We start from the raw sequence: 20,624 nt of genomic DNA, 5'->3' as shown, positions 1-20,624 counted from the left end.
TATATACCCTCTTATTTTAGCATACTCATTTTTAGAAAAAGAAAAAAACTTATTCTTGCTAATAAACCACGTGAGAGGAGACTAACGTTGCTTGACATAACTTAAACTAGATCGTTAATTTGTTTATATTTCTACATAGTTATCTTTAGAACCATTCAGATACATATGAAACAATTACATATGATTTTTTCCATCGTCGATTGTAAAATTAAGCTAGACAAATAAATAAGCCATTCGTGGTACACTCAAAATGTAATTCCGCCAAAGAATACATAGGAGTGATCACGAATGACCTACACCCATCTTAACACGGATGAACTGGTGATGATAGAAGCTTATTACCATCAAAACATCGCAGTTACGACAATATCCGGCCGGTTAAAACGTTCCAGAATGACGATTTACAATGTCATCAACTTTTTGAAAGAAGGCCATACGGCCTTGGAATATTACCAACAATACAAGTAAAACAAGCAGCGTTGCGGAAGGCGCAAGGTTGTCCTGCCCGAGGAACAACAGGTCTACATAACTGAAAAAGTCGTACAGGGATGGACGCCCGATGTCATCATCGGTCGGAAAGAAATGCCGATTGCTTGTTCCATGCGGACGCTTTATCGTCGCTTCAAGGAAAAGATGTTTGATGAAACAACCTTGCCCGTGAAGGAAAACAGAAAACCAAACGGCCATCAGGAACGTCGGGGAAAACAGGCCTTCAAGCGGAATATCGCTGAAAGGGAGACCGATTATCCGGCATTCAAGGAAGAATTTGGCCATATCGAAGGCGATACCATTGTGGGCGTTCACCACAAGAGTGCCGTCATTACATTGGTCGAACGCCTCTCCATCACCTTGAAGCCCGATGGGCGGAAGGCAAGTGACATCGAGCATACGATGAACAAGTGGTTTGAAGCGATCCCCAGGCATTTATTCAAATCCATTACGTTTGATTGTGGAAAAGAATTCTCTAATTGGAAAGCGTTATGTGACCAACATGACATCACAATCTATTTCGCCGATCCCGGAACGCCTTCACAGCGGGCACTGAATGAGAACTCCAATGGCTTGCTGCAAAAAGACGGGTTGCCGAAAGAAATGGACTTCAATCAAGTGGACCAAGCCTTTATCTCTTCAGTTGCGAACAAGCGAAACAAGATTCCGCGGAAATCCTTAGATTACCAGACGCCACTAGAAGTGTTTTTGAGTTACCTAGACGAATCTACTTTGTCTAGCTTAAGTTGATCTTGTATGATTGATTGATCCAAAGAAAGAAAATCAGCATACCTGGCATTGTTGCTTTTCAAATAATTCTTAGTTCATACAAATTAGTGCCTAATTTTTTTACCCATTTTAAACGTTATGCTATAACATGAAATTCGTTTCTTTAATTTACTGGTATTCAGAAAAAAAGTCGTCAATACAAGTTACGATATAATCATTCAAATCATTAGCTGGTGTCAGAGTCTGAATTCCCATGTAACATCGTTCACCAGTAGAATAACTTTCTTCTACACTACCTAAATGTATAATGATAGCATTGGTTGCAGATATAATATCAACGATTTTATCATATTCATCCTCAGGGTTTCTAGATTCAACAGTTACTTCAAACGATATTAAATTATTATATTTAGGATCTATATTAATTGTAGTAGTGGCATTCTCATCCATTTTTGATATCTCAAATCGTAACAAGTTTACTATTGATTCTTCCACAGTTACATTATATACAGCATATCCAAAATAATTTATTGACATTAATGACATTACATACTCTCCTTTTTATTGGCTTATTGTAATTCAGTAACTATTCCATTGTTTACTATAAATAACGAATACCATAAATACATCCTTCATGTATAAATGATAAAATTTTTAATTCATCACTAGATTGGTTGCTATTATAATACATAGATAGAAGTTCATTAAATTTTGCAAATACACTTTCAGGAACGGATAACAATCCCAAACCTTGGCTAAACATAATCTGATTAGCAGTTAATAACGCTGTTCTTTTATTACCATCCCAAAATATTTGATTTTTTGATATAAATAGAAATAGTCTTAACGCTTTTTCCGTATCAGATATCTCTTGATTCAGTATCTTATCATATTGATTTTTCACCTCATCTTCAGTTAACATGGGTGGCACATACCTTCCCTGAATAGTCGATACTTCTACTCCGCCGGTTCGTATTTCACCAGGAAAAAGGGCATCTTCCGCTGCAACGATCCGATTAATCCGCTTACTTGTCTCGAACAGGGGCTCCTGTACGTCGTTTAAAAGCATTTCAAAGCCTCTTTTTAAGTTAACGACGGTCAGGACATCATCTACAGTCACGTTATTGGCCCGATTATACTTAATAATCTCTTCTGTTTGTAATAGCGTTGTATTCAATCCTTCAAATTTTCCCGCATTATACACCAGTTCCACAATGTTTTTCTTCAATAAATACACCGATTCTTTGCGAGATAAGTGGTATTTATCAGGAAATGTAGGCTGCTTTTCTTCGTTCATTTTCTCACCTCTTGAATTTTTCCTTCTATTATATAGGGCGTTATTCTGTCATAGATCCAAACTCTTTACTGCGGTATCTTTGTCTTCCTGGGTGATCCCAATATAGCGTAAGGTCTCCCGTTGTGAAGAATGGTTTAGCAGCGACTGAATGATCTCTGTTTTGGTTCCTTGCTTGTACAAAAAATAGCCAAAGGTCTTACGCATCGAATGGGGACCAATTTCTTTCAACCCAACCGCCGTTCCTGCTTCATGAATGATCCGCCAAAGGCTTTGTCGGGTCAAAGGCGTATCTGCTCCTTTTCGACTTGGAAACAAATACTTGCTGAAGTCTTGTGCGTGCAGCTGCTCAGGAAATTCGGATTGAATATAGTCGAGAATCACTTTTCGTAATTTGTTCGAAATGAAGACCGAATTATGTTTGGCCGTTTTTTGTTCCTTCATGGCCAGACGCTCTTTGACAATCACCCGCCCACGAGAAATTTCTAACACATCACTTAATTTCAACTGCCTTAAATCGGAGATTCGATAGGCTGTATTGATCCCGATTGAAAAAAGCACCAAATTTCGTTGCCCATATTTGCCGGAAGCCAAAATTGCTTTCATGGCATCGATCTTTTTTTTGTCACGAATCGGTTCCACGCTCTTCATTTTTAGTCCCCTCTCAAATGTTACTTAATATGATTATAACAGATAATAAGTCACATTTAAACAAGCTATAGAAAAAAGGCCCTAAAAGAAAAGTGATTTCCTCTTAGAGCCTCTAAGGATAGAGCGATTTTAATGAATGTGACAGAATCTGATTGTGTCACTTTCGCTCTTACTCGCTTGGCCTATCATCGTCGCCAGAAAAACCAACATTTTTATTTGGTCCATAAAATCGTTTCTTTGGAAAATGGTCAGGGAAATTGTTCTCAGTTTCATATTGAGAAATTATTCCAAGAAAAAGCCTGCGGTAAAGATACCCAGCGACCTGAGTTTCAAAAATACTAACTTATATTCGCAAAGGTGATTGTGTCATCGTTGCATCATTGAACCGTTTAGGCAGAGATTATGAAGACGTAAAAAATACAGTTGCTTTTAAAGTAGCATTAAAAATACTGGTCGCACAGTTTTTGGATTTCAACACTGGAAATGAACTCCTGGACACAGCTATGTTTGACATGTTTTTATCACTACTGAGTTATATTGTACAAAATGAGTGTGAAAAGATCCGCAAAGGCGATTAGTTAATAAATCGGTGGTAGACATGTTAAAGCAAGGAGTTCCAGTTACAGAGATTGCCAAAGAAAATGGACTCTCTCAACCAACCATATATATAATAAAGAAGGCGAATGATTTGTAGATTTCATACTACATTCATTCGCTTTTCTGTCGTGCATTTTCGTTTCTATGTTCCTTGTACCCCTATTAAGGTAATTTTATAACTAACTCTGTTTCTTTATCGAAAAAATTCCCTTTATTCAAATCAAATGCCAAATCTACAGAGGATCCCGGTTCATGGAAGTTTCTCGCATCCACTTTGGCAACGAATTCAGTATCACCGATAACAGAATAAAGCATTGTTTCTGCTCCTAATAATTCTGAAACAACTACTTGAGCACGGACTGTTGATTGAGGTGCGGCATCAAGAGCAATTTGCTCGCCATGGATGTCTTCTGGACGAATCCCAAATATCACTTCTTTTCCTTCATAGCCTTTTTCTTTTAATACTTTATTCTTCCCATCAGGTATCCGCAACTTTAATCCATGATGATTCGTCAGCACCCCATCTTTCAATGTTACGTGAAAGAAGTTCATTGCTGGCGAACCAATAAAGCCTGCCACGAAAATATTCACGGGCGTGTTATAGACTTCTTGCGGTGAACCGACTTGCTGGATCACGCCGTCTTTCATGATGACGATCCGGTCGGCCATGGTCATTGCTTCGGTCTGGTCATGGGTCACGTAAATCGTTGTCGTCTCTAACCGTTGATGCAATTTGGCGATCTCGGCACGCATCGAGACTCTCAACTTAACATCCAAATTCGACAATGGCTCATCCATCAAAAATACTCGTGCGTCACGTACAATCGCTCTTCCAAGAGCAACACGCTGTCTTTGTCCACCGGATAGCGCCGCTGGTTTTCGATACAAATAGTCTGAAAGACCTAATATTTCGGCAGCGTTTTCGACTCGTTTCGCGGTTTCACTTTTATCGTATTTACGAAGCTTTAAGCCAAACGGCATGTTATCAAAAACGGTCATATGGGGGTAAAGCGCATAATTCTGAAAAACCATGGCGATGTCTCGGTCTTTGGGAGCTACATCATTCATCCGCTGACCATCAATCGTAAAATCTCCCTCCGAGATATCTTCTAACCCGGCGATCATGCGCAAGGTTGTGGATTTCCCGCAACCTGATGGACCAACAAATACAATAAATTCTTTGTCCTTGATCTCTAAATCAAAATCAGTCACTGAATACGTTTCTGCATTGTCGTATTTCTTATGAATATGTTTTAAACTTAGTTCTGTCATATGTGTTCACCCATTTCTTTCCTATCAAGAATGCAGCTGCTGCTCTTTTGCTAATGCCAGACACCCGTATGTTCCCGCGTTGTCTCCTAATTTCGGAAGCACAAGGTATTGATCTAGTTCTGGTACCTCCACGTAATCCTTCAACAGTTCTTTGAAGGCTGACTTCATTTTCTCTAACACTTGGCGTTGCTTCATGACACCTCCACCAAAAATAATGACATCAGGTGAAAGCATTAGTGTCGTATTGTAGGCACATTGCGCAAGGTAATAGGCTTCCAGCTCCCATTGCACATCTTTTTCACTCAAATCCTGCCCCTTTTTCCCAGCTCGCTTTTCGATCGCTGGACCAGAGGCCATGCCCTCTAAGCAATTTTTGTGGAACGGACAATTTCCTTCGTATGTGTCCGCTGAATGTCGGTTCACCAGCATATGCCCCATTTCTGGATGGCTGAAGCCTTCGATAAAGCGGCCGTATTGCAGTGCGCCGCCCCCGATGCCGGTTCCGATCGTATAATAAACGATGCTTGATCGTCCCTTTCCATTCCCAAAAACAGATTCTCCATAAGCGGCCGCGTTCACGTCAGTGGTCCAAGAAACCGGTATAGGAAAAGCCTTCTTCACTGTTCCCACAAAGTCAAACTGCTGCCAGTCCAATTTTGGTGTAGAAGTGATGTAGCCATAAGTTGGCGATTCATACTGAATATCAATGGGACCGAATGAACCGATACCTATTCCTTTCAGCGTTTCTTTATATGGCGAGAAAAATTCGAGGACAGCTTTCATGGTTTCTTCAGGCTTCGTGGTGGGGAAGCTGTCCCGCTTCACGATCTCTAAGTCATCCGTTGCTACTGCACAGACAAATTTCGTTCCTCCTGCTTCGATACTTCCAAACATTTTTCATCTATCCCTTCACAGATCTCTTGATCAATTGTTTTCCGTTCAGTTCTGTTACTACCACCTGTTTGAGCCGCCCTTTTTCGCTGCAGCTGAAGGAAAAGTCGCGAGCGAGCGTGCCTTCGAAAAAGCTATTTACGCTTAACACCGTTCCTTCGTCCTCATCAAAGACTTCTATAGCATATAGATCTAGCAGAATCTTGAGGGTCTTGCTTCTGCTGGAAAGCGGCAGCGTGATATCCTTTCTTCCCAAAGGATTCCCCTCAGAATGGTAAAGTAGGTGTTCCTCAATGGTGAACGTGTCTGTCTGTCCTGTTCGTTTATCCTTAAACACCAGCGTTATCGGTGTTTCTCCTGCTTCCAGCGACAATTCAATGAGCGTAGGCTTTTGAATCGTGGAAACGGATTTTTGGTAGCCATCGGTTTGTGTATCATAAATGACCGTCTCTGCCGCTTTCAATTGCGAGATTTCCTTTGGTAATAAAGCGTGCAGCCGATCGCCTTTTCGTAGAACTTTTCTTGGTATGCTCATCGCACCACACCAGCTATTTTCTGTTAATTCACCAAATCCGTTCCACTCATACATCCATTCCCAACCGTTTTGCCAGCCGATAACATACCGTTCCCCCTCTGGTGTTAGAAAGGTCTGAGGCGCATAAAAATCAACGCCATAATCAAGAATGCCTCTCGATTCTACTTGGAATCGCCCCTTTTCGTAATCCAGGCGACCAATCAGATAACTCGAATATTCACCTTTTATTCCTACTGGTGAAAAGGTCAATACGTCCTTGCCATCTAATTCGTAAAAATCTGGACATTCCAGCATCCACGCATTGGGTTCTTCAAAGGCGACCCCCATCAGTGTCCACTCTAAAAGATTCTCTGATCGGTAGAGAACCAACTTCCCAACGTTATTTTGACTAACACCGACAAGCATGTAGAAAGTATGATCTTTTTGCCACACTTTAGGATCTCTAAAATGAGGATTCTCCTTTCCGAGAGAATCGTTTTGAAGGATGGGGTTGTTTTCGTATTTTGAAAAAAGCCTGCCGTCTTCGCTCATTGCGACGCATTGCTTTTGGACCAATTGCCCTGCCGCATTTTTCGCTACGGCTGTATAGAATAGATAAAGCGTGCCTTCGTGTTCTATCGCTGTTCCCGAAAAGCACCCGCCTTCCGTGCTATCTTCGTATACCTCAGAAGGTGCCAAAGCAATCGGCAGCTCCTGCCAAGTGATTAGATCGTGGCTTACCGCGTGGCCCCAATACATTTGATGCCATTTTGTTTGGTAGGGGTGGTATTGATAAAACAGATGATATTCTCCTTTGAAGAAAATCAGTCCATTTGGATCATTCATCCATCCTAATGACGGTGTGAAGTGGAGGATCGGCTGGTGAGAGCTTCTCACGGCCAACGCTCTATTGGTTTCGATATATTGATTTGCTTTGTTCTCCATAAGCTATCCTTTCGTCGCGCCAGCAGTCACGCCCGAAGTCACCCATTTATTCAGCGAGAAGTAAATCAAGATTGGTGGCAAAATGGCGATCGATATCGCCGCGTAGGTCGCGCCCCAATCCACATTTCCAAACGCGCCCACGTAATCCTTTAAGCCCATGGTGATGGTTTTTGCAGAAGAATCGCTGATAAATGTATTGGCAAATATGAAGTCGTTCCAGATCAAAATACTGTACATTGAAGCGATCGTGATCATCGTATTTCTCGCCAACGGTGCGACGATTTGTAAAAAGACCCGATACGGTGAACAGCCGTCTACGATCCCGGCCTCAATCAGTTCATCAGGAACAAAACTGTAAAAATTGACAAACATCATGACAGAGAGCGGCAATGCAAAGCCGACTTGCGGCAGGACCATCGCCATACTGGTATTTAAGATCCCGATTTTGCTATAAAAAATGAACAGTGGAATCAGTGTGATTTGAACAGGCACCATGATGCCGAACATAAAAAATGAATAGATTTTTTTGCTGTGTTTATAGCGAAATTTTGATAACGCGAAGCCGATTGTTGCACTTAATACGAGGATCAGCACCAGCGAGATCATGGTGATCTTCAAACTGTTCCACATATAACCGCCTATGACACCGTCTCCCAGCACATTTTTATAATTCTCAAATGTCACAGCTTTCGGCAATGAGAATGGCGTCGTCGATAGTTCTACGGAGTCTTTCAAACTTGCAATGAACAGCCAGATCACAGGGTAGATCTGTATGATCAAAAAAACGATCAATAAAAGGATAAACAAGTACTTTATTGCCTTCTCTTTCATTACGCCACACGCCCTTCCTTGTTATTTTTGCGTTTACTTAATGCCAGCGCCTGCTTCGCTGCCTTTTTCTGCGCCTTCACATCGTAATTTTCAAATATTTTTCTTAGAATAAAGATGATCAAGACACTTTCTATAATGATAAAGACGGCCAAGGCGCTCCCATATCCATACTGGTTATTGGTAAAGGCCTGTTTGTACATATATGTGGACATTAATTCGCTTGCATTCCCTGGACCGCCGTTTGTCAGCAAGTAAGGAATATCAAACCCTCTCAGAGCACCTGTCAAGCACATCGTAAAGGTGAGCAGCAGAATGTCTTTGATCATGGGAATCTTGATTTTGAAGAGGATTTGCAGTTCTGTAGCACCATCGATTTTCGCTGCTTCATACACCGATTCATCTAATGAGACGAGGGCTGCATAAAAGATGACCATGTACATTCCGATGAAGCGCCAGCCTTCGGGAATCGAGACGGCACCTAGCACCGTATTCAAATTCGTCAACCAAGAAGTCGTCAGTCCTCCTAACCCTACTGCCGATAACATCTGATTCAGCAAGCCTTCTGGCTGTGTTGAATAAACACTTCTGAAGAGTTGCGCGATGGCGACTGTCGTAACGATACATGGAACATAATAGAGCGTCTTGACTAAATTCGCCCGTTTTTTCAAGTACGTCAACAGTACCGCAAATAGTAACCCAATCGACAATTGAATAATGACAACAATCACTAAATAAATTAAATTATTGATTAATGCTTTATAAAACACCGGGTCTTGAAAAAGCCGCTTGTAATTATCCAACCCAACAAATTGTTGCGGAGTGATGCCGTTCCATTTAATAAAACTTAAACGAAGCGACTCCGTGATTGGATAAAAAACAGAGAGCAGATAGAACAGCAAGCCAGGCATCAGAAAAACGAAAAATGCTTTCTTATCACGTAAAACACCCATATTTTCCCCTCCATTATTGATCTGTGACGTTCACTTTGATCGAATCATCGATCATTTTGACAAAATCTTGAATTTTCATGTCTCCCGATCCTACAAGCAGCAAGTTGTCCTGAACGATCGTATTCGTTGAAGAATCCAGATAGGTATCCCATGGCTTCATAAATTGCTCCCCGGTATTGTCCATATCTTTTCGGATTCTCAAATACAAACTTGAATAATCGACATCTTTTGGCAACTCCGTTTTAATTGGAGACATCTGCATTTTCTTCGTGTAGATATCTGCATAATGGTCCAGCACATAGAGGAGGAAATCCTTCGTCTTTTCATCGAAAGTTTCTGCGTTGAAGGCCATACCGATTCCAGAGTTTACACAAAATTCATTGGCTGCTGTCACACTGTCCTTCGTTGTCGGCATATAGAAATAATCAATTTCGCCCGCGTCGTATTTCTCCTGCATGGCGCCAATTTCCCAGTCACCGATATAATACATCGCTGATTTTCCATCTAAAAACATGGATTGTGCTGTCGCGTAATCGGTGGCAGAAAACCCTTCATTGAAGTATTGCCCGATCTCTTTTACAAACTTGACTGAATCAACACCCGTTTGACTAGACATTTTTTCTTTTCCTTGACTCAGATTCTCAATAAACTGATTTCCTGTTTGTCTGAAGGCGGGCATCGCCAAATAGCGTTGGACCGGCCAGCGATCGATCCCATCTACAGAGATTGGCGTCACCCCTGCTTCTTTCAGTTTTTTACATGCCGCTAACCATTGATCGAAGGTTTTCGGAACACTGATTCCGTGCTGAGAAAACAATTTTTTGTTGTACCAGATCATTTCGACATGGTATTCCAGTGGGAGGGTGTACATCGAACCATCCGAAAATTCTTGGTATTTTAATGCTGTCGGGTAAAAGTTTTGATAGTAGTCGTTCTTTTGAAGAAATTTTTTCATGTCTATGAGCTTCCCTGCTTTGACAAGCTCTTTTGCGTAAAGGTCTGGATCGGTGTCAATGATATCCGGCATGTTGTTGCCGGCAACCAATGTTTTTAATTTCTGTAAATACGAAGGTCTGTCCGCCGTGGTTTCAAAATCAATTTTCCACTTCCCGCCTTTCTCCTTGCTGTACTGATCGGCGATTTCCCGCATGGTCTCGTCGATTGCCCCGCCGACTGGTCGAGAAGTCAGCCATTTGACCGTCGTAGTGGAGGCATCTTCTTTTTCCCCTCCACAGGCTGTTACCATAAAAAGAACGCCTAAAAGACTAACCAAAACTCCAACTTTTCTTATCATGGAAGAAACAACTCCTATTCTCTTATCTCGATCTTATGCAACACTACTTCCCCTTGAACCACGTAAACCCCTACTTTTTTTCCGCTGTGATTGTATAATCTCGTCGATAATGCAATTTCGTCGTTCACATAGACGACACACATACTTCCTTCTCGCAACACGCGGACACGATAGCGTGACGCTTTCGGCAGAATCCGGCTTGTCTCCACTTGATAGGGAATATCTCCTTTGATCTGCCACTGATACTCGCCCTTTTCAGCTCGCGGCCAGAGATCCCACGCAATCAGCTGTTGTTCCGGTAGCATCCGTAAGAAATAGCCCGTTTCCATCCCTTCATCCACATGAAGGGCAATTCCAAACTCTTTTGCCTTCAAAACCTCAAAATCCACTGTCACTGAAAAAGTGTCGGATGGACTATCGAACAGCATGGCTCCTAACGTGTCACTTGCGACCTTGTTTTTATCATTACTATGATCATTATAAAAGACTGGTGCGGATATCTTCGATTTTTCTTCAAAGAATTCGCCAACCGAATCAATCATCACAGCCTTCAGTTCACCAGTCTGAGGATTTTGGATCAATTCATGGAAAATCATCGTTCCTCCCCAGTCCCAGGGACCAAAGTCCGTCTCTCCTTCTTTTGTCGCGACCCAGCCAAAGGCAATTCTTCTTTCTCCATCTGAAGCTGTTTTGATCGCATAGTTGGCGCGTGTATCAAATACGTCGTCTGCTGGTATGATCCACGGACCCTCTAAGCTTTTTGCGTAACGGTAATGTGTCGTAAAGCGGTCTGAAAATGTTGAAAACACTAAATACCAGTACTCCCCCATCTTAAAGACCTCTGGACACTCCATCGTGATGTACATCTTCGGATCATAGAATGGTTCGCAATATTCCCAAGTCTCCAAATCCTTTGACTTCGACAAAGAGATGCAGCCGCCTCTCAGATCTCCCGCCCCTTGACATCTAGACGCCAACAACATGAAGTAGCATTTCTCCTCCTCCACCCAAAAAACGAAAGGATCGCGCCAGTCAAACTCTTCATAGATCTTCCCGTCAGATGGAAATAAAAAATTCGGGTCTGTCTCGAGTTCGTACAAGCTTTCGCCGACCGCTTTCATGACTAGCTGGACACTCTTTCCATTTACAAAAGGCTTGTTCTCATTAAAAGCAGTATAAAAAGCATGGTACTTACCTTGAGCGTCTTTAATGATTGAACCTGTGTAATTATTGAGGTTGTAGGATTCCTTCGTTCCCCGTTTGATTGCTTCTCCTTGATAATCCACCTGGACAAAGTCTTTGGTTGTCGCCAAATGCCACGTTGTTTCTTCGGCATATTTTCCCTCGATGATTCTTGGATCATGCAGATAATACGCATAAAATGTTCCTTCTTCACAATACGGGATCAAGTCCCCCACCCACGCATTCTCCGGTCGATAAAATAAACTCATTCAACATCTCTCCTAAACTTAATTGATCATTTAATACCCTTAGAATAATTTTGGTAGCGCTTAACCACAAGTGTTTTTCACGTTTTTGTGCATTTTCGTGCAAATAAATATTGCTTTTATGTGCATGTGATGGTTATACTGCCTGTGGGAGGGTGAAAAATGAAATGTACGATCAATGATATTGCTAAAGAAACCGGGTATTCAAGAAATACTGTTTCAAAGGCGCTCAAGAACGATCCTCAAGTATCTCAGCGAACAACGGAGATCATTATAAGAAAAGCCGAATCCATGGGGTATTTTACGAAGGAAGAACGAACAGAATACAAGATCGATCAGGGAAATATCTTGTTCCTGAATATCAATCATGCAAACGATTCTCAATTTTGGAGCAATGTTTTGACGGGGATCGAAACGATCCTTTCCGAGACGAATTACCAGCTGACGATCGCAACATTATCGAAAGAGGATATCGAGGAAGGGCGTTTGCCCGAAGCGGTCTACAGTTCGAATACGAAAGGCATCATTGTGGTCGAAATGAATTTCCGACCGGTTTGGGACAAGTTATTGGAGACTCACCTTCCGATCGTCACGGTGGATGCGCCAAAAAATCCTAATTATTTGATTGGAAAGTGTGACATTGTTATGATGGAAAATCATTCCAATGTTGAACGGATCACTGAATTACTCATTCAAAAGGGCTTCTCTGATTTTGCCTTTATTGGCGATTTGTATTCACCTAATACAGGCCTTGGCTTTATGGAGCGTTATTATGCCTTTTTCAGTACGCTGAAAAAGCATGAACTGGAAATCAACAGCCATGCTTCGATTCTCAAGGACACAGACACGATTTTCGAGAATTTTGAGAAAATCAAAGAATTGCTCAATTCCATGAAAAAAGTGCCGGATGTCTTCTTGTGCGGAAATGACTGGCTAGCGATCCAATTGATCTACGCCCTACAGGCGCTGGGACACAAAATACCGGACGATGTCAACGTGATCGGATTTGATAATATCCCGAACTCCGAGCGAATTTTACCGGGGTTGACCACCATCGACGCGCCAAAATTTTATTTGGGCAGAAAAGCTGCGCATCTCATTATGGACCGCTTGAGTGAACCTGATATTCCTTATTCGATTTCAAAATATTCTACGAAACTGATCTTTAGGGAGTCTACTAATTTATAAAAAATAATGTTCTGTTGCAAAGTTTCAAAATAGACAGCGATACTACCCTTTTGACTACGAATTACGCTGCTATCCCCAGTAACCGTTTAATTTCTATGCAGACGGAAAAGCCAAAAAGAGACCCTTCATTTCGGCTTTATTTGTAGACTCCTCGAATGGTTTCCATGTCTTAATTGTAGCTAACGCTGTCCGAAGACTTTAATAAAATTTATTCCGTCACTTAATTGGACGATGATCTTGCTCAATCAAGTTATTGAGATACTTCACCGTCCCATGTTGCACCCGACTGTTTCTCAGCAAAAATTTTCTCTGCTCCAAATTTTTTCATCTCTTCAATTTGCCGCTGCTCATTTTGATCTGTCGATGAGACACGAATATATGCAATTTTCAAAAATTCCACCTAATTTCTCAAACTAATTATCATACACCCTAAGCACACACGGGAAAATCAGTAATTTCAATAAAACGTGAGTGTCTAATTTAAGTATAATCTGTTGACCGCTAAATGAAATACTTTCTGACCTAATTAATTGAGCTGCTGAAAGAGCGATTAAATGAGAAATTAAAAAAGGATCAAAAACTTCTAAGTTTCTGACCCGTTTTTATTTTTCTGGATCTTTCTTAAGAGGTTTAAGAAGGACGAAATAATAGTCCATTCATGTTACTCAATTCACAATATCTTAGGTAACAAAGAATTGCTGCCTTCTTATTAAAAAAATTTGGAGGCAGGAGATTGCTGCTTGATGAAGACCATAAGATGTAGATCATAATTGGAAGCTTTCTGATGGATATAGGCAATAACAAGGTTCGTAATATCTTAATATCGTTCATTATTATTACAGTTTTAGTTAGGAGAATTGACGTATATTTGACCAGTGATTTCCTGTATTTTCTTAGTAGGGACATGTTGCTTTTTCTTCACCACTACTTATGGGTTACATCATATTTAAGGGGAGTGCTAAAGTTAAAAAGACAAGGTCTTTGCTTTTGCTAACAATTTTTCTAATAATAGTTTTTATTCCTTAAATAGTATGTATATTCTGGTGCACTAAACAAAAAAACACGATCCGTAGTAACAGATCGCGATCTAATGCACCTTATATTTTGACTATACAACGATTACTCAGAAATATATTCCGCTCTTTGACAAATGATTACCAGTTATCTAATTCTGTCCCATTACTCGCAATTACTCGTTGATACCAAGTAAATGATTTTTTCTTTCTACGCTCCAGTGTTCCACGCCCCTCATCATCTTTATCAACGTAAATTAATCCATAACGCTTTTTCATTTCCCCTGTTGTAAACGAAACGACATCAATGCATCCCCAGATAGTATAACCAATCACATCTACACCATCAAGTTCGATGGCTTTTTTCATTTCACGAATGTGTGCTGCTAAATATTCAATACGGTCGTTATCTTGGATAACAACTTTAGATTCATCATCGACTGCACCAAACCCATTTTCAACTATAAAAATTGGCCGCTCATATCGTTCATAGAGTGTATTCAACGTATATCTTAACCCTACGGGATCAATAGGCCATTCCCAGTCCGTTACTTTAAGGTTAGGATTAGGTGTACTTCCAATAAAACCAGCACCTGTTTTATCTTCTTTCTTAGTACTGTCTACTGCATGAGAAACATAATAACTAATACCGATAAAATCAACGGTTCCTTCTTTTAAATCGATAAGATCTTCATCAGTCATTTTTACTTGTATACCATTTGCTTCCCATTCTTTCAAAGCGTAATTTGGGTAATGGCCTCTAACAGATACATCGCCACAAATTGTTCGAGAATGCATCGCCTGAGTAGCTGCTAATTGATCTTCTGGTCGACAGCTATAAGGATATATCGGGTTCCATGCAATCATACAACCTACCTGCAGTAAAGGATACTTTTCCTTCACAAATCTTTTAATCTTGGCACTTGCAACTAATTCATGATGTAGTGCTTGGTACATCATCTCTTGTCTATTATCTTCTGGTCCAAACAAAAGACCCGAATTCGTATAGGGGAATAGAAAAGAGTCTGTATTCATTTGATTATTGATTTCATTAAACGTTAGCCAATAGTTGACTTTTTTATGATATCGGTTGATCACAGTTTTAGCATATCGTACAAATAAATCAATCAATTTACGATTCTTAAATCCGCCGTATGCAGTGACTAAATGATAGGGCATTTCAAAATGACTAAGTGTGACCACAGGCTGAATATTATGCTTCAGTAGTTCATCAAACAAGTTATCATAATAGGCCAAGCCTTTTTCGTTCGGTTCTTTTTCATCCCCATTAGGGAAAATTCTTGACCAAGCGATTGACATTCGAAATGTTTTAAAACCTAATTCCGCAAATAATGCAATATCCTCTTTATATTGGTAATAATGGTTGATACCAGAGTGGTTCGGATAATAGATATCTTCTTGAATAGTTGATGTAATTTCCCTAGCCTTACTATGAGAACCAGCTGTCAATACATCACAAACACTAACTCCTTTACCATCTTGATTCCAAGCCCCTTCCAATTGATGTGCTGCGACTGCTCCGCCCCAAAGAAATAATTCTTTCATCACAAACCAACTTTCTTAGCTCTGTTCAGCTACTGCTTTATTGTCTGTTTTCGGTATATTTTGAATGGGTGTTTTATTTTTATCTAATTCCTGTTTTTCACAAATTTTGAAGAACGGGTAATAAATGGCAATACTCAATAATAATGAAACGAGTCCCCAAATCACAGCTGGAATATTTCCGCCTGTCGCTAAGTAGGCATTCACTAACGGTGGTGTTGTCCATGGTGGATTGAAGGCAATCCGCCCTATGATATTGGTGATTGTTAGGATATACGTACCAATGCATAGTATCAGTGGTGTAAGTATAAACGGAATCATCATAATCGGATTCATTACAATAGGAAATCCAAAAATAATGGGTTCATTGATACAAAAAATTGCAGATGGCAGAGCCATTTTCCCTAATGACTTATAAGCCTTACTTTTAGACATCAGCATATTGATGACTAATCCCAACGTTGATCCAGTTCCTCCATAACATAAAAACGTGATATAAAATCCACCTACAAAAATATTTGGTAATGGCTCTCCTCTTGAAAAGGCTTCTGTATTTGCAGCAAATAATGCTAGAAAGATTGGATCACCAATACTTCCCATCACATTACTTCCGTGAATTCCCGCACACCATAATAATAAAATCATAAAGGTATACAACAACATACCTGGTAACGTATTTAACCCCGTTGCTAGCGGCGAAAACATCCATTGAACAAAACGATTGACATCAAATTCCAATAGCACTCGTATGGTCCAAGCTAGCCCTATGATTGCAGCACCTGGTAGTAAACTAGCAAAACTCTTAGAGACTGCTGGTGGAACACCATCCGGCATTCGAATGATTAGCTTCTTTTTAATAAAAAAATGAATAATTAAGACGGTTGCAATTGCCGTAACAATTCCGGTAAATAAGCCAGAAGCACCTAAAGTTGCGACATCGATGCTCCAATCTTCAGAAGCTTGTAACATTAAGAAAGCTGTCATTGCTAATACAACAGAATTAATTGGATCAACTCCATAGGTTTCAGAAAGATAATACGCAATACCTGCACAGCCTACTAACCCTAAAATACCGAAAGTAAAGCCAATAGGTACCCCTAATTTCAAACCAAAACTACCTAGAAACTCATTCCAACCACTAAATGGAAGATTAGCAATGATTAGAAAAGCACTCCCTATGATTGTTAGAGGCATTGTCACAGCGATACCATTTCTAATACCAACTAAAAAGCGATTCTCACTAACTTTCAGCACACCTGGCATGACTTTATCTTGAAACACATTAATAAACTTATCCATTTTGATCTCTCCTAACACTATTTTTTTGTTCATATTTATGATTAACCAAATGAAGCGCCATCCATGATTTCCATCGTGATCTGAATCTCTTCCTCGCTAACAATACTTGGCGCATTATGGAAAAGCATTTCTATAATTCCATCATAAAAACAACCATAATCCCCCATTTCCGAAGTGATAGCTTTTTCTATCCAATCACCATTCGCATTTCTATAAGTAACAATGCCATATTCATTAGCTGTGTCCATGCCAAAACCGCCTTCCCCAGGGAAAACACCTGCTTTCAGATCATTTTCTTGTTGATCAGAACCATACTTTTCATACGCCCCCATCGTACCTAATAATCTAAACCTTGGTCCTGATTTCGCCACAACTTGACTTGATTTCAAAATCACTTTAAAAACCCCATAAATGAGCTGGACATCATAGTAGTCATCCACTGTACTTTCATCATTTTGAACACTTCTCAAATCATACTGAACACGATTTGGTTTGCCAAAAATGGAAACAATCTGATCTACAGCGTGTACACCCAATCCGTAAAAACTACCATCAAGAATTGTGCCCTTACGTTCTTTGGTATTCGGTCGATAATAATCGATATGAGCTTCTAGTTCAATCAATGTCCCAAGATAATTTCTTTCAATTACTTTTTTCAAAGTTAGAAAGTCACTATCAAATCGTCTATTCTGATAGGGAATAACATGAACATTTTGTTCTTTTGCTAACTGTAGCAAAGTTTCCGCTTGTGCCAAAGTTTCACAGAACGGCTTTTCTATAATCACATTTTTCCTTGCTTCTAAACATTCTTTTGCAAGAGAAAAATGAGTCTCTGGTGGTGTGCACAGTGTAATGACAATCACTTCATCATCTTCTAATACTGTAGACAGATCTGTTACACCTATAATGTTGCTCTTACCTAACTCTGTGATGTCATCTTGTGATAAATGTAAATCACAGATATACTTCACTTTGATAGTTTCCCTTACATTAATATATGGAAGATGGTATCTTTTAGCACTTTTCCCATAACCGACAATCGCCATCACTAATTGTTTCATTAGATACTTCCTTTCATTTTCAAGTGCGATAAATCAAATTGAGGTAAATATTCTTCATTTGCTATTAACATCTCATCTAGAATTTCCTTTGCTTTAGTGTCAGAAGAAACAAGCGGATTAATCGTCATAGCAACTAAAGCTTTTTGATAATCACCTGTCACAGCTGCTTCACAGGCGACTTTCTCAAAGGCTTTCATTTGTTGTATCAGCCCATTTAGTGCATCAGGTAATTTCCCTGTTGTGAGTGGGATAGGTCCTCCTTTCGTAATTAGACAATTGACTTCCACAACATCGGATAATTCTAAGCTATCAATGGCTTTCATGTTTCGAGTGTTTACCGTTTGAACATCTCTTTTATCTGTGTGTAAAGATAAAATCAAATCACAAGCACACTCGCTATATCCTGTGCCCCCTCTTTGGGCCAATATTTCCGTCACATCATCAAACGCACTATCTGCATAGAGCGAAAAAAGCTCTTTCTCTAATTTTTGAGCAACCACTGCCCGTGAACCTTCGTTGTTTGCCGCATATTGTTCAGCATTCAGTACCTCATCCGTTTTCCAATAGTATTGTAAGTAACTCATCGGAATTGCTTGAATCCCGGTAAGAAACTCCGGATTCCAGTTTGATACTCCGGGATTGTCAATTTTTACTTCTCCACGCACCAACTGATCAACAACAGAAGCTGTTACTTCTACTCCATCTAATAAGATTCGTTTGGCAAATACTAAATGATTCAATCCTACAAACTCTGCAAAAATACGTTTTCGATCAACACCTAGTGCATCAGCAATTGCATGCTCAATATTCAATGGTCCATTACAAATACTAATCATTTTTTTCCAATTCGTATGGTTCAATACAGCTTCTGCAAGCATGCCAGCTGGGTTTGCAAAGTTGATCAACCACGCATCAGGACATAGTGCTTCCATTTCTGTACAAATATCAATCATCACTGGAATTGTCCGAAATGCATTCAATAATTCTCCTGGACCATTTGTTTCTTGTCCTACAAATCGATATTTTAATGGAATATTCTCATCTTTTACTCTGGAGGACAATTGTCCTACTCGAATCTGCGTCAGTACAAAATCGGCATTTTTCAATGCTTCTTTTCGATTTATAGTCGACATCAATTGTATTGGGTAGCCGGATTGTTTAATTATTTTCTGACAAAGTGTTGTAATAATTGCTAGTTTTTCTGCTCCTTCCTCTACATCGACCAGCCACAACTCATCGATAGGCATTTCTTTATATCTAGTAATAAATCCTTTGACTAATTCAGGTGTGTAGCCAGATCCGCCACCAATCGTTACTACTTTTAACTTTCTAGTCATCTTTTGCACCTCTACGATCTAATTTGATAATGGAATTTTCTATCTCATGGCTGCAGTATAGCATCTACGTTTGATGTTTATACCTATTCTTTACTTACAGATATGTAAACGCTATAATAATACGTGTATCACGAAAGATACGTACCGTATTTTTTAGAGAAGGGGAAATACTATGCTTTTTTTAGAAAAAACACCGGACTTGTCTCCTCTTGATTATACGATTTACAATTATGTCGTCGATCATATCGATAAAGTTGTCTTTATGAGGATACGAGAATTAGCTGAAAATACATTTACAAGCGTTGCGACAATCCAACGATTTTGCACGAAATTTGAATGCCAAGGCTTTTCAGAATTCAGAATCCGATTACGTTTATTCTTAGCTGAGGAAAAAAAACGATCGGAAAAGATTCTGATCGATACCTCCAGTCATATTAATTTCTTGTCCCGTGTCAATGAACAGCACTTCCAGGAAAGAATAAACGACGCTATTTCTATTATTATGAATAAGGAACTCATTCTCTTTTTAGGTGTGGGCTCCTCCAATATCATGGCAGAATATGGTGCTTTATACTTTTCATCCGTCTTTCAGATGGCTTTACGAATCGAAGACCCCATTACAAATCCTAGAAACTATCTATCCAAACAGCTACTCGAAAATTCTTGTGTCATTGCTCTTTCTGTTTCTGGCGAAACAAAAGAGATCATTCATTATCTCAGCAGCTATAGTTTCAAAGATACACCGATCATTTCAATTACAAATAGTGCTAATTCAACAATTGCCAAGTTATCTAGCGTAAATATCCCTTACTATGTTGCAGAAGAAAAGTTATGGGAACAGGATATTACTTCACAATTACCTCCACTATTTATTATTGAGTACCTTGCAAAATCGATACATAATTTAAAAAAATAAATCAAAAACATGCCGGGTTGAGCCAACCCTCTGAAGAGAGTAGTTCTTCACCGAAACGCCGCTATTCTCAAATTATTGAAAATCATGATACATTATAGTCGCGAAATTCGATAATTTGTTTCAATAAAAAAGCCCGACCTACGCTGAACTCCGTAGATTGGGCTTTTTTAACACTTACTGTGACTTCGAGCATGTTGGCTAGAGAGCAACTTTCGATAATTACCGTCATCCTCATCTAACAAGTGATAAGTCAATTTCTTAAATCTTGTGTTACTGTTTTATTAATCTTTCTTTGGCCAAAGCTACCTGATCTATGGATTTGAGTCAATATCTTGGACACAT

The 20,624-nt window shown here is 39.8% G+C and carries 16 protein-coding genes and 4 pseudogenes; 4 read left to right on the top strand and 16 right to left on the bottom strand.

Features of this window, described 5'->3' with window-relative positions:
- Positions 1-288: 288 nt before the first annotated feature.
- Positions 289-1,239 (top strand): annotated as a pseudogene (locus CUS89_RS12700) (IS30 family transposase).
- A gap of 147 nt (positions 1,240-1,386) precedes the next feature.
- On the opposite strand, the gene CUS89_RS12695 reads toward CUS89_RS12700, so the two are convergent.
- Genes CUS89_RS12695 through CUS89_RS12685 form a run of 3 tightly spaced genes read right to left on the bottom strand, consistent with a single transcriptional unit; the run spans position 1,387 to position 3,163 of the window.
- Complete coding sequence (locus tag CUS89_RS12695; RefSeq protein ID WP_104872391.1) at positions 1,387-1,764, bottom strand: hypothetical protein; 378 nt, start codon at positions 1,762-1,764, stop codon at positions 1,387-1,389.
- Positions 1,765-1,819: 55 nt separating this feature from the next.
- A complete protein-coding gene (locus CUS89_RS12690; protein ID WP_104872390.1) occupies positions 1,820-2,515 on the bottom strand; it encodes a Fic family protein in 696 nt (231 codons plus the stop codon).
- A 48-nt stretch (positions 2,516-2,563) separates the two neighbouring features.
- On the bottom strand, positions 2,564-3,163 hold the full coding sequence (locus CUS89_RS12685; protein ID WP_104872389.1) for a tyrosine-type recombinase/integrase: 600 nt from the start codon (positions 3,161-3,163) through the stop codon (positions 2,564-2,566).
- Positions 3,164-3,391: 228 nt separating this feature from the next.
- Between CUS89_RS12685 and CUS89_RS12680 the strand changes: the two are divergent.
- A pseudogene (locus tag CUS89_RS12680) lies at positions 3,392-3,857 on the top strand (recombinase family protein).
- Positions 3,858-3,922: 65 nt separating this feature from the next.
- On the opposite strand, the gene CUS89_RS12675 reads toward CUS89_RS12680, so the two are convergent.
- The 7 genes from CUS89_RS12675 to CUS89_RS12645 are packed head-to-tail and all read right to left on the bottom strand — an operon-like array spanning position 3,923 to position 11,908.
- Positions 3,923-5,032 (bottom strand): ABC transporter ATP-binding protein, encoded by a 1,110-nt coding sequence (locus tag CUS89_RS12675; RefSeq protein WP_104872388.1) that lies wholly within the window; start codon positions 5,030-5,032, stop codon positions 3,923-3,925.
- A gap of 24 nt (positions 5,033-5,056) precedes the next feature.
- Positions 5,057-5,926, bottom strand: a complete 870-nt coding sequence (locus CUS89_RS12670) for an ROK family protein (protein ID WP_104872387.1) — start codon at positions 5,924-5,926, stop codon at positions 5,057-5,059.
- 7 nt (positions 5,927-5,933) lie between these two features.
- Positions 5,934-7,382, bottom strand: a complete 1,449-nt coding sequence (locus CUS89_RS12665) for a glycoside hydrolase family 32 protein (RefSeq protein WP_104872386.1) — start codon at positions 7,380-7,382, stop codon at positions 5,934-5,936.
- A 3-nt stretch (positions 7,383-7,385) separates the two neighbouring features.
- Entirely contained in the window at positions 7,386-8,213 is an 828-nt protein-coding gene (locus tag CUS89_RS12660; RefSeq protein WP_104872385.1) for a carbohydrate ABC transporter permease, read from the bottom strand.
- Positions 8,213-9,121: a carbohydrate ABC transporter permease gene (locus CUS89_RS12655; RefSeq protein WP_258082429.1), complete on the bottom strand. Its 909-nt coding sequence runs from the start codon at positions 9,119-9,121 to the stop codon at positions 8,213-8,215. Before CUS89_RS12655 ends, CUS89_RS12660 begins: the two co-directional genes overlap by 1 nt.
- Positions 9,122-9,176: 55 nt before the next feature.
- A complete protein-coding gene (locus CUS89_RS12650; RefSeq protein ID WP_104872383.1) occupies positions 9,177-10,457 on the bottom strand; it encodes an ABC transporter substrate-binding protein in 1,281 nt (426 codons plus the stop codon).
- A 14-nt stretch (positions 10,458-10,471) separates the two neighbouring features.
- Positions 10,472-11,908 carry a GH32 C-terminal domain-containing protein gene (locus tag CUS89_RS12645; protein ID WP_104872382.1) on the bottom strand — a complete coding sequence of 479 codons (1,437 nt, stop codon included), beginning with the start codon at positions 11,906-11,908 and terminating at the stop codon, positions 10,472-10,474.
- 159 nt (positions 11,909-12,067) lie between these two features.
- Between CUS89_RS12645 and CUS89_RS12640 the strand changes: the two genes are divergently transcribed.
- Positions 12,068-13,093: a LacI family DNA-binding transcriptional regulator gene (locus CUS89_RS12640; protein ID WP_086275808.1), complete on the top strand. Its 1,026-nt coding sequence runs from the start codon at positions 12,068-12,070 to the stop codon at positions 13,091-13,093.
- Between the two features lie 61 nt (positions 13,094-13,154).
- Here CUS89_RS12640 and CUS89_RS12635 read toward each other — a convergent pair.
- The 6 genes and pseudogenes from CUS89_RS12635 to CUS89_RS12610 form a co-directional block, all read right to left on the bottom strand.
- Positions 13,155-13,369: pseudogene (locus tag CUS89_RS12635) on the bottom strand (IS6 family transposase); the annotation flags it as partial.
- Positions 13,368-13,484, bottom strand: a pseudogene (locus CUS89_RS12630) (recombinase family protein); the annotation flags it as partial. The pseudogenes CUS89_RS12630 and CUS89_RS12635, both read right to left, overlap by 2 nt.
- Positions 13,485-14,247: 763 nt before the next feature.
- Positions 14,248-15,672 carry a 6-phospho-beta-glucosidase gene (locus tag CUS89_RS12625; RefSeq protein WP_104872397.1) on the bottom strand — a complete coding sequence of 475 codons (1,425 nt, stop codon included), beginning with the start codon at positions 15,670-15,672 and terminating at the stop codon, positions 14,248-14,250.
- A gap of 15 nt (positions 15,673-15,687) precedes the next feature.
- A complete protein-coding gene (locus CUS89_RS12620; protein ID WP_258082428.1) occupies positions 15,688-16,950 on the bottom strand; it encodes a PTS sugar transporter subunit IIC in 1,263 nt (420 codons plus the stop codon).
- 59 nt (positions 16,951-17,009) lie between these two features.
- Positions 17,010-18,029 carry a Gfo/Idh/MocA family oxidoreductase gene (locus CUS89_RS12615; RefSeq protein WP_258082427.1) on the bottom strand — a complete coding sequence of 340 codons (1,020 nt, stop codon included), beginning with the start codon at positions 18,027-18,029 and terminating at the stop codon, positions 17,010-17,012.
- Positions 18,029-19,366 carry a 6-phospho-beta-glucosidase gene (locus CUS89_RS12610; RefSeq protein ID WP_104872380.1) on the bottom strand — a complete coding sequence of 446 codons (1,338 nt, stop codon included), beginning with the start codon at positions 19,364-19,366 and terminating at the stop codon, positions 18,029-18,031. The genes CUS89_RS12615 and CUS89_RS12610 overlap by 1 nt, the downstream gene beginning before the upstream one ends.
- A gap of 172 nt (positions 19,367-19,538) precedes the next feature.
- Here CUS89_RS12610 and CUS89_RS12605 point away from each other — a divergent pair, with 172 nt between their 5' ends.
- Positions 19,539-20,282 (top strand): MurR/RpiR family transcriptional regulator, encoded by a 744-nt coding sequence (locus CUS89_RS12605; RefSeq protein WP_104872379.1) that lies wholly within the window; start codon positions 19,539-19,541, stop codon positions 20,280-20,282.
- Positions 20,283-20,624 lie beyond the last annotated feature (342 nt).

Source organism: Enterococcus mundtii, assembly GCF_002947535.1.
Lineage (GTDB): Bacteria > Bacillota > Bacilli > Lactobacillales > Enterococcaceae > Enterococcus_B > Enterococcus_B mundtii_B.
The sequence above is the reverse complement of the archived record's forward strand: the minus strand, read 5'-3'. Positions and strand labels throughout refer to the sequence as shown.